Origin of the sequence: Phyllobacterium bourgognense (genome assembly GCF_003337575.1) — a bacterium.
Classification (GTDB): Bacteria; Pseudomonadota; Alphaproteobacteria; order Rhizobiales; family Rhizobiaceae; genus Phyllobacterium; species Phyllobacterium bourgognense.
This window is the reverse complement of the sequence record NZ_QPJM01000015.1, coordinates 93213-107526: the sequence shown is the minus strand read 5'-3', so window position 1 is coordinate 107526 and position 14314 is coordinate 93213. Positions and strand designations below refer to the sequence as shown.

The 14314-nt window shown below is 50.1% G+C and carries 11 protein-coding genes; 4 read left to right on the top strand and 7 right to left on the bottom strand.

The window, feature by feature from the left end; all coding sequences use genetic code 11:
• Positions 1-11 precede the first annotated feature (11 nt).
• Complete coding sequence (locus C7476_RS21480) at positions 12-1412, bottom strand: 50S ribosomal protein L11 methyltransferase (protein ID WP_114431888.1); 1401 nt, start codon at positions 1410-1412, stop codon at positions 12-14.
• A 1-nt stretch (position 1413) separates the two neighbouring features.
• Positions 1414-1641: a hypothetical protein gene (locus C7476_RS21475; RefSeq protein WP_114431887.1), complete on the bottom strand. Its 228-nt coding sequence runs from the start codon at positions 1639-1641 to the stop codon at positions 1414-1416.
• Between the two features lie 212 nt (positions 1642-1853).
• On the opposite strand from C7476_RS21475, the gene C7476_RS21470 reads away from it, so the two are divergent.
• The 3 genes from C7476_RS21470 to C7476_RS21460 are packed head-to-tail and all read left to right on the top strand — an operon-like array spanning position 1854 to position 5778.
• A complete protein-coding gene (locus C7476_RS21470) occupies positions 1854-2945 on the top strand; it encodes an acyltransferase family protein (RefSeq protein ID WP_114431886.1) in 1092 nt (363 codons plus the stop codon).
• A 47-nt stretch (positions 2946-2992) separates the two neighbouring features.
• Positions 2993-3883 (top strand): glycosyltransferase family protein, encoded by an 891-nt coding sequence (locus C7476_RS21465; protein ID WP_114431885.1) that lies wholly within the window; start codon positions 2993-2995, stop codon positions 3881-3883.
• A complete protein-coding gene (locus tag C7476_RS21460) occupies positions 3880-5778 on the top strand; it encodes a methyltransferase domain-containing protein (protein ID WP_114431884.1) in 1899 nt (632 codons plus the stop codon). The genes C7476_RS21465 and C7476_RS21460 overlap by 4 nt, the downstream gene beginning before the upstream one ends.
• 245 nt (positions 5779-6023) lie before the next feature.
• Here C7476_RS21460 and C7476_RS21455 read toward each other — a convergent pair whose 3' ends face one another.
• The 4 genes from C7476_RS21455 to C7476_RS21440 all read right to left on the bottom strand — a co-directional run bounded on the left by C7476_RS21455 (position 6024) and on the right by C7476_RS21440 (position 11625).
• Complete coding sequence (locus C7476_RS21455) at positions 6024-6950, bottom strand: class I SAM-dependent methyltransferase (protein WP_245426466.1); 927 nt, start codon at positions 6948-6950, stop codon at positions 6024-6026.
• A gap of 74 nt (positions 6951-7024) precedes the next feature.
• Positions 7025-9136 carry a sulfatase-like hydrolase/transferase gene (locus C7476_RS21450; RefSeq protein ID WP_114431883.1) on the bottom strand — a complete coding sequence of 704 codons (2112 nt, stop codon included), beginning with the start codon at positions 9134-9136 and terminating at the stop codon, positions 7025-7027.
• Positions 9137-9445: 309 nt separating this feature from the next.
• Complete coding sequence (locus C7476_RS21445; protein ID WP_114431882.1) at positions 9446-10633, bottom strand: MFS transporter; 1188 nt, start codon at positions 10631-10633, stop codon at positions 9446-9448.
• A gap of 110 nt (positions 10634-10743) precedes the next feature.
• Positions 10744-11625 carry an AraC family transcriptional regulator gene (locus C7476_RS21440; protein ID WP_245426464.1) on the bottom strand — a complete coding sequence of 294 codons (882 nt, stop codon included), beginning with the start codon at positions 11623-11625 and terminating at the stop codon, positions 10744-10746.
• A 261-nt stretch (positions 11626-11886) separates the two neighbouring features.
• Between C7476_RS21440 and C7476_RS21435 the strand changes: the two genes are divergently transcribed.
• Positions 11887-12870 (top strand): class I SAM-dependent methyltransferase, encoded by a 984-nt coding sequence (locus tag C7476_RS21435; protein ID WP_114431881.1) that lies wholly within the window; start codon positions 11887-11889, stop codon positions 12868-12870.
• A gap of 431 nt (positions 12871-13301) precedes the next feature.
• On the opposite strand, the gene C7476_RS21425 is transcribed toward C7476_RS21435, so the two are convergent.
• Complete coding sequence (locus C7476_RS21425; RefSeq protein WP_114431879.1) at positions 13302-13775, bottom strand: helix-turn-helix domain-containing protein; 474 nt, start codon at positions 13773-13775, stop codon at positions 13302-13304.
• Between the last annotated feature and the right edge of the window lie 539 nt (positions 13776-14314).

The following is a 14314-nucleotide window of genomic DNA, read 5'->3' as shown; positions in this document are numbered from 1 at the left end:
ATCGCCTGATATTACTGCAATACTGTTCTATCATAGAAAAACAGGGTGCGCCCAGAAGACGATATGACTTTCCTATCTGTAATTTTACTAACTCTGCTAAGCTGGTTATCGAACTCATCAACCGTGTAGTCCGGAAAAATATCTTCTCTTAGACTGAGCATCTTCCTAACCGTAGGGTCTTCCTTGGGAACAAATTCAATAATCCCTACCGGAGCCATACTCGTGAGCCACGACAAAACTTGATCCAGAGGCACATTCTTTGCTATGGCCAAATGATGTTCAAACGCCAAAGCGATCATCGCGTCAGCACGAGTGCGTTTACCAAAACCCTGACGCTCAGTTTGCAGCCAACCTTGGGAAGGACTAGGATTCGATGCGTCTAACCAAAGGGGCAAATATGGAAGTGCATCGGAACGCGAACGCGCAAACGCAACTTCCAAAGCGGTTTGATCAAAATCAAAACCAACAACATACTTAGCGCCACCTTTAATCGCAGCAATAGAGAAATCGCCAGAATTACACCCAACATCGACCAGCATGTTTGGTCGATGCTTTTCTGCAAACTCGGCAATAATTTCCCGTTTTTTTTGAGATTCGTCGCTCGAATAAGTATTAGCGTTGGCGTATGTTCCCCATACAGTATTTTTGCTCCCTGCTGGCTCAAGGCGCGATATCCAATTGTGCATTTGCTGGAGTAGGCCTTGGTAACCAGCTTTATTCAATTTTCGCCCGCTTTTAACTTCTGCTAGTGCCGTATCAGGGTTTTGGATTGCCCTCTGTTCAAACTTGGCCTGCATGAGAACATGCATAAAAAGCTTGATAGAAAGCTTCTTTCGCGTAGGGATCAGCTTGGCCAAATCTGCGGTAGGAATACCCTCTAGCGCACCTCTAAACCAAGAATTATGCGCGACCCCTAGTAACGATCTCAATAGCAGAGGGTTTAAAAATTGCTCGCAAAATTGACGATGCGCACCCCAATATTCTCCATCCTGGTACATTCTGATGGAGAGAATATCGATGAATATTGGGGAATGACCGATAAATTGTACGTTGTAGGCTGATGCGTCCGATAAGACCAGATTATCCTTTAGAAGTCTGAGCTGAATCGATAGGTGCAGGAGCGCTGCGGATTTTAATTGGCTGAAAGACCACTCATATGGATACGATATGTATGGCAACTTGGGGTGACGCAGAAGATAGCTCGCTCCTGCAGCCTGTTCCGGCCAATCCGTTGAGGGCACTTCCTCGAATTCGATGAGATCGCCTCTTTCCTGAAGCAGGCTCACCACCGAACTGGAGCGAAAGGCCTCATAATTTTTGCTGGCGGTTGGATTGATGGTTCGAAAAATACTATCATTCGAATTGAAAACATGACCCGACGGGTCTCGAAACGAACCGGCTATACGCTGCACTTTATTCTCCGCCGTCCTTCGAATCTTGTCCAGCGTTCTTTCGACCCGATAGCCAACCCTTCAATCGGTAGTAGTATCCTGAAACGACCACGGAGACTGTTAATGCACCACCAATGATTCCTTGAAGTATCATGCTCCCGGTGCCTGGATCCAAATAGGCGAATGCACTGCCATTCATCAACAAAAAATATGCTGAAGATAGACCCGTAAAGCTTGCGATCTTTCTCATGCCAAGTGTCCTTCCATAACCGATAAGCCCCCTTAACCTTCAATTAGTGAAGATGCATTCACTAACTGCCTGAACGCCCAATATCGTCATTACTTGTCACAAATATGTCACAAACCGCGTCAGCGATTGTATTAGGCGTCGTCCGTTTAATTCAGGTTGTTGGCTTCACCATAGCGTGATATGGGGGCTCAGAAACTGGACATTGACCAAATATGGAAGCAATCCATAATCGAGAGAACAACCTCAACTTTGTTCGATTTGTAGCAGCAACCATAGTAGTATTTGGCCACGGACAGGCAATATCCGGTCTGCTTCAAACTCAAATTTTCGGCGGTTCTGTCGCTGTCATAGGTGTGATGACGTTCTTTACCATCAGTGGCTATCTGATCACCGACAGTTGGGAGCGAAACCCTTCCCTGTGGGTTTTCTTTGCCAATCGCTGTCTTCGTATCTTCCCGGCGCTCGTCGTTGTAACCATCCTCACGGCTGTAATCCTAGGTCCAATGGTTACATCCGTCTCGACACGAGATTATTTTAGCAATCCCAATTTCCTCTACTTCTTTCGAAACATCTGGCTCTACTCCACCTATTTTTTGCCAGGTTTGTTCGAACACAATCCGATCCCTTTCGCAGTCAACGGCTCCCTGTGGAGCCTTGCGCCGGAATTTCTTTGTTACATGATTGTGGCTGCTATTGGACTTGCCAGCGCCAGATTGCGACCGTATGCGTTTGTCACGCTTTTGCTGCTCCTTGTGGGACTTAATTTCTACTATCCAAGCTACAAAGGCACGCAAATTGTCTATTATGCAACGGATGTATTTCAAGCTTCCGCGGTCATGATCTTTTTCATGATCGGTGCCGTTATTCGTTTGTTTCGGATACCGCTGAATTTTTTCGTCGCCGTTGCATTGCTGGTCGTCTATTTTTTTGTGCCAAAGACGATTTCATATCATTTGACCCTATCACTGAACTGGATCGTGCTCAGCTACTTCGTTCTTTCATTGGGCATGCTGTCAACCCCAATTCTTAACAACTGGGGTAAACCGGGAGACTTCTCCTACGGTATTTACCTCTATGCTTTCCCGATACAGCAGACAATTTATTGGTTCACTGATGGAAAGATTTCCGCCCACTGGCTCATAGTGGTGTCATTTTTACTTTCTCTGCTGTGCGCGATCGGTTCATGGCACCTTGTCGAAAGCCAGTTTCTAAAGCTGAAGCCAAAACGTCGATTATCGGTCCAACCGATGGATGATGCTGCGACTTCCATCGCCAACCAAAACGTCAATCGAGTAGCAGGCTAGCGAGCCAAACCATATCGCGCCTGATCGTAGAACCCGGTAAAAAATAGATGCCCGTATCCGTCCAGCAGCAATCAGTGCTCTTCAACAACGAATTCGACTCGATATCTAGATCGCTTGATAGTATCGACAGAGCAGCCCAACTCGGCCGTGAATTCGGCATCACCGAAACGTCAGTTGCATATGGCGACTCGTCACCACACCCCTGCTTATCCGAGGAGCAGCTCGCTGCACTGAGGGAGAAATTTCAGAACATCACGATAAGTTATGATTTCTTCGGAGCTAATCTTGGGTCGGCTGCTGGTCACAACAGGTTGGCCGTCGCCGGGACATCAGATTTTATTCTGGTGCAGAACCCCGACATCGTCCCATCTCCGAGATTATTAGAAAATCTGATCGCTCCTTTTGCAAACAAAAGCATTGGCTTTGTAGAAGCGAAGCAGCTTCCCATCGAACACCCAAAAGACTATGACGAGGCGACCGGAGATACCTCATGGGCAAGCACAGCAAGTGCAATGGTGCACCGGGACACATTTGAAAGACTCAGCGGTTTCGACGCAGACACATTTTTTCTGTATTGCGACGATGTCGACTTTTCGTGGCGAGTGCGCGAGTTTGGTCTACGCGTCATCTTCCAGCCATCCGCTGTTGTGTTTCATGATAAACGCCTTTCGAGCGAGGGTGCCTGGCAAACGACATCCACAGAGCGATATTATTCAGCAGAAGCCGCACTGCTGTTGACACACAAATGGTCGCGATCCGATTTGACCGAGCACATTGTGAAAGACTTTTTGCTTACTGGAGATGAGTTTCAAAAAAAAGCGGTGACCGAATTCGAGCACCGCAAGAGTGCGAATACCTTGCCGGCTCAAAGAGATCCAAATCATAAAATCGCGCAGTTTATAAATGGCAACTACGCAAAACATAGGTACTTCCTGTGATCACCAATCCATTCCATGAATATGAAAACGAATTCGCCTTTGACAATGTTTATGGCCATTCGTTGGAACTCCTAAAGAGAAACGTAGATAGATCGCCGCCCAGCGATACTACAATCCACCTTGACGTCGGATGCGGTTATGGAAGCATCGCAGAGCAAGTTTCTTTTCAATTGGGGCGTACGTATGTTGGTGTCGATGCGAACAATCGAAGCTTAGCGTCATTAAATTCGCGTGGCTTTGAAACCCATCGGTTTCTCCTCACCAACGAAGAAGAGGAAAATGCCGATTTTTTGCGTAGTGTAATCGGCGATAGAACCGTCGGCTCTATCACGCTGTTAGACACTTTGGAGCATCTGACGAACAGCGGAGCGATACTTTCTGCGCTATACGAAATTGCGAAGACCCACAATTCCCTCGTCGTAGTAAGTGTGCCGAATATGCTGCACCGCGACATCGGATTTAAGTTAGCACTTGGTCGATTGAACTACACAGAATCCGGACTATTAGACCACACCCACGTGCGCATGTTCGACGAAAAGCTTTTGACGGACACACTACGACACTCGGGCCTTCACATCATTGATCGCAAAGATGTTCGAATGAACCATAGCGATCAGTTTTTTCCGCCGGAACATCCCGTTCTGCAAGACGCCACGATGCTAAGGTCGTTCTTTAAGAACATACGAGGGAAAGTTGACGACCAAGATTTGGTCAATCAGATCGTAGTGGCATGTCTACCGGGCGAGAAAATAAAGAAACTACCATTTGTTACAGAACGGGAGACATCCCGCCCCTTTTTGACCATCGTCACCAGGACGCAAGGCAATAGAATACATTGCCTCACGGAATACTTTACGTGTTTGGCGGCGCAAACATGTCGCGATTTTGAGGTCATTATTGTCGGCCACAAGCTCTCAATCGAACAACAGATCGCAGTTGAACGCATAATAGAGGATCTTCCAATTTGGCTGCGCGAAAAAACTCGCCTCATTCGTGTTTATAAAGGTAATCGAACTCATCCGCTAAACGTTGGTTTCGAGAATGCTCACGGTCGCTACATTGCGATTCAAGACGATGACGATATCCCATTGGGCAATTGGGTAGAGGAATTTGAAAAGATATCGAAGAAACATGACGGTTGTCTGCTTCGTTGCGTCTCTGTTCTGCAAACGGTGAAGACGGTGACGATCGGCAGGCGCGTTGGCATCCGAGCGATCAGTTCCTTCCAAAAAATATTCCCTTCAAGCTTCGATTTCATTGACCATCTCAAGCAGAATCAATCACCGAACAACACACTGGCATTCCCCCGGGGCGTGTTCCACGAATTGAATATGAGGTTCGATGAGGAGTTAACCACCACAGAAGATTGGGACTATATCTTGCGCGTGGCGGCAGTTGTTGGCGTTGGATCAAACCCCGTGGTTACCGGAATTTATCAATGGTTTGATTTGACTAATTCAAAGAGCGAACACGCCGAACATGAGTGGAGGGTCAATCATCTCCGAATTGAACAAAAGCTTGATACTGGACCTCTTCTCATGCCTTCCGGCTCGCTGCGGAGAATCCTCAGACTGATCGACGAGCGTGATAGTCTTAAACATGGAATCGCAGCCCATCCGTCTTTGTCCTTCGATCACGATATTACGCGACAGAATGTCCGCGAAATCTATGCTATTATGAATTCAACTTCATGGAAGGTTACGAAGCCTCTGCGAATGTCACAGAGGTTACTGGGTCGCGGAGCTGGTCTTAAATTCACCGATTGCTTGAACTTTTCCTCCGAACAATTGGAAGAAGCAATACGTCAACTGCGGAATTCAACGTCATGGCGGCTCACAAGAACGTTGAGGCGTATCGGGCAAATACTAAAGGGTGGGCAACAAAAGGTATCATGAGTGACTCGAACCCCTTTGACCGCGAAATAGCGGCGATTCCAAATCACATCAAATCCAATCATAAAGCGGACGATGGACGGAGGTGGCTGCTGGCCTTCTCAAGCTTTCGAATGACAACAATGGTGCACGATTTTTGAAGAAATACCTCTCACGCATCTCTGCTCGTATTTATTGAGCCAGAAAGTCCTGCATCTACCGGCCAGCTTCAACGGTGGCATATAAGCAAACCAGAGCGCCTAGCTTGGTCAGCATTTTTTCATCCAGAAAGCTCCCCCTATAGGTCGAATGCCTGTTAGCGGCCCACTCTTCAGAATTGGATCAATGGCGGATAACAAGTCTTTGTGGTCAGCAATATAGGCTACCGGTAGCACGATATCGTCTTTCATGCCCCCGCCAAGCAGATACATCATGAGCAGATATTGCTCGTTGTAATATCGGTCAGCCCACTGCGCGGGGTAGTCTTTCGGGAGAAAGATGTCATGTAGACCATAAATGCAACCGGAGCAAAGCGTCGGTAACACTTGGGTGAAAAACACAGTGACATCGGAATTTTGGAAACTGCGATGTGAATTGTCGATGAAGACAACATCGTTAGGCTCCAACCGGTCAAACAATGATAAGTCCGCATCTTGAAGGCCGGAACGCACGACTTCATCGCAAATCTTGTCGATCTCCGCCCTCGGCATCGGGTCGATCGAAATAATCTTGGTCTGTAGCCGCAGATCGCGAATTGCTCTGCGGGCAAATTTGGTCGAATTGCCTGACCCCACTTCGAGATACAGTCGTGGATTATTTTTGGCCAACAGGCCATAAATGCTAATCCCGTCCAGTATAGGTAACCAGCTGTTTGACCAATATGGCTGTTGGGGATCATCGGTCTCATCTCGGGGAATAACATGCAGCGAGCTTGTCAGATCGCAGAATGAAGCAAGCAGATCTTTGAATTCTTTCTGTCTGGCAAAGAGTATGTGCTCCCAAGGGTTCCCTGCCCGACTGGAAAAATCCATAGCGCGCGGAGAATAGGGATAATCCAGCTCCACAATGAAACGGCTTTTGATGCGCTCGGTATAGTAGGACTTGAACTCTTCTAGATGTTGCAGCGCGGCCTGGTTTCTTGAGATTTCGGCTCGGAGTTGATCGACGACGCCATGCAGCCGGGCGTTTTCGGCCAACGCTACCGTATTCTCGGACCTCAGTCGGGCGATTGCTGGAATCCTAGAAGAGAGCCGCTTCAACATACTTGTCATCAAGGCGTGTTCCCGGCAAATTGTATGGATGATGGCACGAGCCTGACAGGGCCCCGCACCGATAGGAGCAGGTCCTTTCCAGAGATATCAGAGATTGGGACATTCATGGTGATCACCTTGCCGTTTGTTTCGATGCGGGCACTCGGCGTCCGATCCGATCCATTGATCTCAATCGAATACCCTTCAACGCTTGTTCCGACCAGCGTTATCGATGCACCAATGGCATCGCAATGCGGGATGCGCGTCTTGACGAATGTCGACGTCCCCTCATACCATTGAACCCAGGTCGAACCATCGGTCAGACCGTTACTATAAGGCTTACCCCGCGAAAGATCGATCTCAGTGCTGCACGATAATGGAGCGGTGAGCAGGGATGACGATAGTTTGTCATTAAGGCGGCGATAAAAATCAGGCTGCCGCGGCCAATCAATGGCTTCTTGAGAATCGAGATAGAATGTCGATGAAGCGTCCTTCACGAGATAGAGATATGTTCCTGAATCAGCGGGCATCACGGCCTTGTCGAGAAGATCAAACCCGCTGTACGCGTCGCAACCGCTCGTGGGCTTCAATGCGTTCAAGCACAGGGTTTTCGCCAGATCAGTAAGCACTGCCACCCGTTCATCGAACGTCGGCGCGGGAGAGATGGCAGCGAAATTTTTTATCCCCAGAAGCGGGGTGTATCGAGCAAAACCCCAATAGGGATGCTCCTTGACCTTGAACGATTCAAGCTTGTCTGGATCGTTGTATGCGACTGGCTGTCCGTGATCGCTCTTTATAATGATCATTGACATGTCATAAATGCCGAGCTCGCGAAGCCGTCCGACAAAGCGGGCAAACTGAGAGAATGCACACTTCGTTTCGTTCGTGGCACCGACGCGATTTTGATTATTTCGAAACCACTCCGCATCATCACTTCGGTAAGCGCAGGTCTCATCGAAATCGACGGGAAAATGCGTTTGCAAAAAGTGCACAAAATGCGCGACCGGCTCTTGGGTGCCTACATGGATATTGGTGATATAATCCTCAACATCGAGCATGGTCAGCAGACTGCCACGGTCCCAATCCACACCTTTATGATACTCTACCAGTGAACGGAGATTGTCTCTGCGAGGCTTAGTCTTTTCATATCCGATGGCGGCAATGATGGGATCCACATTCTCGCGCTCGAACACAAGGTAGCTCGATAGCATTCTTGCCATCGCATATTGTTGTATTTCCACAACCCGGTCGATCCGCTGCCTAGGCGTGAAGTTGGTGTCCAGCGTGCGATATGAATATTTCCGCTCGTTTTCTTCAAATCCCTCATTATAGGGACCGTAGGTCGAAACTACGAAGCCTCCCTGATCGAGGCGATTCGTCATGAGAATATTAGGATCGATCGCGTCTTTCATGTTCTTTTCGGTATCGAATACTTTGACGTTGGCGATACCGCTTAACTCGGAAGCGATTGAAGGGATGGTAGCCGGTGCGCTGCTAAGCGCGTTCTGGAAGAAGGTGAAATCCTTGAATGCCGCCAAATACTCGGGATTTTCGCGCAGGACCTCCAATGAAATATCGCGAGACAGACCATCGAAGCTAAGAACAAATACGTTTTTCATGCTCGATGCCATATGGATACTGTCGACAGACTTTGGGGCGATATTAATCAAAATAATTGCCGTACCCACGATGGTGTTGAGGGCGACGAATACCAACGAAGCTATCAGCAATTTTCCTGCATGAATGCCCATTGAGAAGAAGGTGAGCAGCAGCGCGCCTATGAACGCGAAGAAGAAGTTGACGGCGTTGATTGGAATCAACCCAACCTCGATTTGGCCGGCAACTTTGGTCAAGGGCAACACCAACCCTGACAGGAGCAAAAAGAAAAAAACGAAACGAAGAGCGACGAAGACGCCCTTACCGATTCTGTTCCCAGGAACGAACAGCACCAGAATCAGCGCAGCAATGACGATCACCGCCGCTGTAGCAGCAAGTGTCACTAAGGTAAACGACGCACTAATATCCTGAAAATCGTTAGGATTGTTGAAGATTATATAGACCGGCACTGTGTAAAATACAAAAATCGGTAGCATTAAAACATAGAGCATATCAGCTTTTTCGGGTATTTTCATCAGGGCTGTCCATGCTTCGTAGAGTTGTCTGCGAGGCGTACAAGAATATAGCCTGAGAAGCTAGAGCGGGACGTCGGCCGGCGCTAGAAAAAGAGCGCCGGTATCCACAAGGAACATCGAGGCCAGATATTTCAGCAAGGAAGGGCGTTAGGCCCGTTTCAAATTCTTGGTTGAACAACCCGCCTTTCCGGATTGGCTCGTCGGCAACTGGATGGTCTTATTTATGAATGAAGCGGGTGAGCCATTCGAAGGCGTTGGCCAGGCTAACACCAAGCGCAGTGCCGCCGATCATCAAGCCATCATTCGCGTTCAGCCCTTGGGGTTCCAATAGATCCGCAAAATGATCAGGGCGATTGTAATCACAGCGAGAATCCCGGCGAATACCAGGAATATCGTAGAGGGGCTCACCTTATCGGAAAACACCGCCCCGATTCCGAAAAGGACCAAACCGAGCAACATCCCGGTACAATGCAAAGCGCCTTTTGCCCGCCCCAAGGTCGATCGTGGAACGCTTGATTGAAGCGTGACCTCAACGGCAACCCTGCCCAGATTGTAAAGTACGCCAAGCACAGCAAACGCGAGTAGCGCCCACGGCAGATCCACCATTTTCAAAGCCGCAAACGAGAAAGCGGTAAGGCCGAGGATGATCAATTGCAAGATCGGAACCTCGATGATCCGGACCAGCGGTATAAGAAGTATGGCTCCCAGAATGGAACCAGCGGACCAAGCGCCTTCAAGCTGTCCAAAATCTATTGCGCTGCCTTTAAGTTCTTCAAACACGAAGCTCGGGCCAATAACGCTTACCAACATGCCGCCGACGTACAGAAGTGCGTAAATGGCGCCGAGTCGAAGCAGATGGCGGTCGATAAGCAGTTCCGATTCGGTTGTATTTCGTGCATCGCGAAGGGAGAGCGGTACTCGCCGGACGAGAGACATGCAGCATACAGATATCGCAAAAGCCGCGGCTATTGCTGCGAGCGTAAACGTCGGGGTGCAGACGTAGAGCAAGACACCAGTGAGCGCTGCTGCCACCAAACTTCCTGATTGCGTCAGGAAACTCGCCATGCAGTTTGCTGTAGATAGCGGAAAACCAGCGCCAACGGATGGTATCATTGACTGAGACGCCGTAAGTGCAATCCGGTCGAACGCTGCGAACGGAATTGTCGACAACCAGATCGCCCAATGCAAATTTGGCGCAATCATGATTGCCCCCAGAGCCAATGCGGCTAGGAAGCGAACGAAGTCGGCTATCAAACAGAGCGCGCGTCGATCGTAGCGATCAGACATCCATCCTGCGAGCGGGCTCGCGATCAGTTCTGCCATGCTCAAAGATGCGAACAACACCGCCACGGCTGATACGCCGTATCCCGAAACAACGAGAATCCAGGCGCAAGCAAAGTTGTACGCGTTGCGCCCTACGGCCGAAGCAAACGTGCTCGCGAGGTACCAGTTGAACGAACGCGATCCATAGTCTGCGACGGAACAGGATCGGGGCATTTGGCACTTTCGGAAATGGCTATGCAAGTATCAACGGCAATTTCCGACCGTCATGCTTTCTCATTTGTGCCGGACTTTCAAAATCGTGCCAAAAAATCTGGACATGCGCATCAACTGCGCCACCGGCGGCGGAACTCCGACGGGCCGGTGCCTAAGGCTTGTTTGAAGGCAACGGTAAAGTGACTTGAACTCGCAAATCCGCATCCCAGTGCAATGTCGGTCGCCGAAAGATCAGTAGTGCGAAGGAGGTCGACTGCGCGTTTCAACCGATGTTCTGCAACGTATGAATGAGGCGTCTTGCCTGTAGATTGCTTGAACGCGCGAAAAAAGTGCCGTCGACTTACGCCAATTTCTCGAACAAGCTCCTCCAGGCTCGGCGGGTTCGCCGGTCGGCTCTCGATGATGGCGTTTATACGCTTGAGATTGAGCGGTGAGAGACCACCTTTGGCTGGCTCCAGACCAACGCCATTGAGTCTGAGTAACTGTACGAACAGTTGGACGGCTTGGCTTTCAGCCATGGTAACACTGATTGGATCGGGATTATTGAGCTCCGCCGCGATCCTTTGAAGTGAGTCCTCGATCATGTTGTCGCGAAACCCGATGGCTGGCTTCAACCCTGCCAGGTGCTTGGAACCGAGGACTTCCTCAATGAATTTGGTATCGACAGAGACGAATAAATACGACCCGGTGGCGTCTCCCTCGTCCCATCCGCTCCATTCACGGTGAGCAGGTACAAAAACGACGGAGCCCGGACGGCGGGGGGTGAAACCAACGGAACGGCCTTCAACGAAATCCTCACCAGACCGTGCCCCGCCTTTCAGGTTAATCAGAAACGAGTGCTGGTCAGGCGCAATGCGCGTCTCCTGACGTGCCAACCCTGTTCTTTTAACGATGTGCGCTCGAACCACACCCCAGTTAATATGTTGATGGACGAGGGTGCTGTGATCCGATCGACGAACCTCATCAGGTTGAAAGTCATATGTCTCCGTCAAAGAGGCAATCCCTTCCAAGTTAACTAGTCACAACGAGTTATAGATGAATCTTGGGTTGTCAAACAATCCGCGATCAACCCACGGTTGGTCGATGATGGCACTTTCATGCAAAAACGGCATGGCGGTGAAAGCGCGTCATCGAACAGCCGTCTACCAACTATCGGACGACGCGCTGGCGGCAGATCGGGACTAGACTGCAGAATACCCTCTTACAGTCCGGCGGCATCGTACCTTGGGGTGCAATCATGGAGGTGTACCACGATGCAAGCTTTCACGGACTTTATCGCCGAATGCGATCGCGGCCCGCGTTTGAACAAACTCGCCGGATTCTTTGCCGAGACCGCTGCCGGCAAGGGTGGAATGCCTATTCGCAAACCCGCCGTCGATACGCGGCTTTTGCCATATGACACACTCCTTCATCGGTTTGTCGAATTACATTCGCGCCGCCAAGGTTTCTTCGACCAACACTATCACAGTAGCATTCCGTACCGCCTGGAGGAGGAATGCCGCATGGCGCATGCACTCCTGCGATACAGCCAATTGAACACGAATGACGTGTTGCTCTACAGTCTTGGCACTGCCGAAGGCACCATGGCTCGCACTCTATCCGAAATGAGCCGGGGGAGTATTCGATCCTTGTCTTGCAGCCCGAACGAGGAGAACTACAAGTGCTTTATGGCTTTTGGCGAGCCCACTTACGCCAGCTTTTTCCTTGGTCCCTTTCATCGGTTGACCAAGGAGCATCTTCATTCCGACAAAAGGCTTGAACCGTTTTCGGAAGGGTTCGACTTCATCTTGGAAGACACCACGTTTCAGATGTACTCACCCAATCGGCAAAAGCAGATCGAGTTTGTCGCTCAACATCTCAAGGCTGACGGCATCCTCTTGCTCTTGGAGAAGTTCCGGGCCGTTGATCCCGGAGACTACCAGGGACGTGAATCTCAAAAGGACTTTGGCTTCAAGACGCATTACTTCGGCTCCAAGGAAATAGCGAGGAAGACGAAACTCGTGCTCACAACAATGCACGACGGCCAAGTTACCTTGGCAGAGATGGCGAGCGCCATATACGCACAATTTAGCCACTGCATCGTTACATGGAACAGCGGAAACTTCTATGGTCTGGCGGCCAGCAACAGCAGGGAGAATCTTCGGCGTTATCTATCATTGATGGTTTATCCTGCGATACCTCTCGAATACGTCTATGAGCCGGAGCCTTACACCGACCTTGCGAGGTGGGTAACCTGATGATCAGGCCCCTGGTTTGAACCCTATCCATCATTCTGGTCAGTAGCAGTCACACGCTTGAGAAAACAGGCATGCAGTCGAACTCCCGCAAAGCGTCAGCAGGAACATCGGAAAAGTGCATGGATCAGGCGCTTTGGGCAATTTTGGATCGGCATGCTCGAATATCGACATCTATCCAAGCGCTTCAAACGAAAGTGCCCGCAGCAAGCGAGGCCAGACACATCCTCGCGATAAAAATCCTTGAAGAACAGTTCCTCCGCAAGCATCTGATTGACATCCGCCCGTGTACAAACCACGGAGCCCAATCCAAATTGATATATCTTAGTCTAATGCTGGCAAAGACCCGAACCTCCATGAATGAAAGTACCGTTGCGCGAGTCATGAGATCGGTGGAACGTTTTCTTTAACGGCAACGTTGCGAACCGCCTCGCCTAAGTCTCGTCCACCTTTGCCTGGAGAACTGCAACAGTCTCAAGCAGCGTTGTGACGGAAGCCATAGTTTCTGCAGGAAGATCCTCCAGCAATTTCATTATCCGGAATCTGCGTTCAGCTTCCACTTCCGACTTACCCCACAAGTGAGGTGCCGTGCTGAACAGCATGGAAAGTGGTGATGCGCCGAGGACTTCGCTGAGGTGGATCAGTCGACTGACGGTCATTTTAGATGAGTTTCGTTCATAGCGTCCGTACACCTGCTCGCTCAGTCCGACGAGTATCGCTATGTCCGCCCTGCTAAGACCTTGTTTTTGACGACAGCGCCGCAGTGCTTCGCCGAGCCTGTCATCCAGTTCTCCAAATGTCGCGATACCGTCGAAACCTGGACTTCTGTAAACCGGTTTTTCATTGTCGGGATCAGTGGTTTGCACCAGTTCCAATTCCGCGATGTGCTCTTTCAAATCCTTAGTCATATCCCCCAATCACCAAAACGTTGCGCTGATGTCATACATCACGACGCCGCCCAAATGCTATGCATTTCATTCAAATAGGCGCTATCGATCACGGTAGTGGATACGTTTAGCGGTCGGGATCATCTGTCATTTTCGCAAGTTGAACCAGAACCGGGTGAGTTGACCTGAGATGTCCTCCTTCATATCGAAATAATACGGATCGCGCCGCAATGGCCTCTGTATGAATTCAGTGGAGGCGCAGGAACGACCATCTGAGAAGACCCGCGTCACACCGTCGTCGGAGGCCATCGTTCGGCTACCCGAGTATCGCGACGAACGATAGCCGGGCCGGCACGTCGTTTGGCGGCGCATGCACTGGGGCAGTTTCCCGGAGGCTTCATCGCCGACACTGTCACCGGCAATCGGCTGCCAGCCTTCCGGGCACTCTGCGTATCGTTCATATCCAGGCTTACCGGTGCCGGCTCCCTGGCAGATCGGCCAGGAGAACCCCGGCCTCTTCATGGCCGCGATGAGTTTCTCCATCGGTGGGCGGCAGCTTG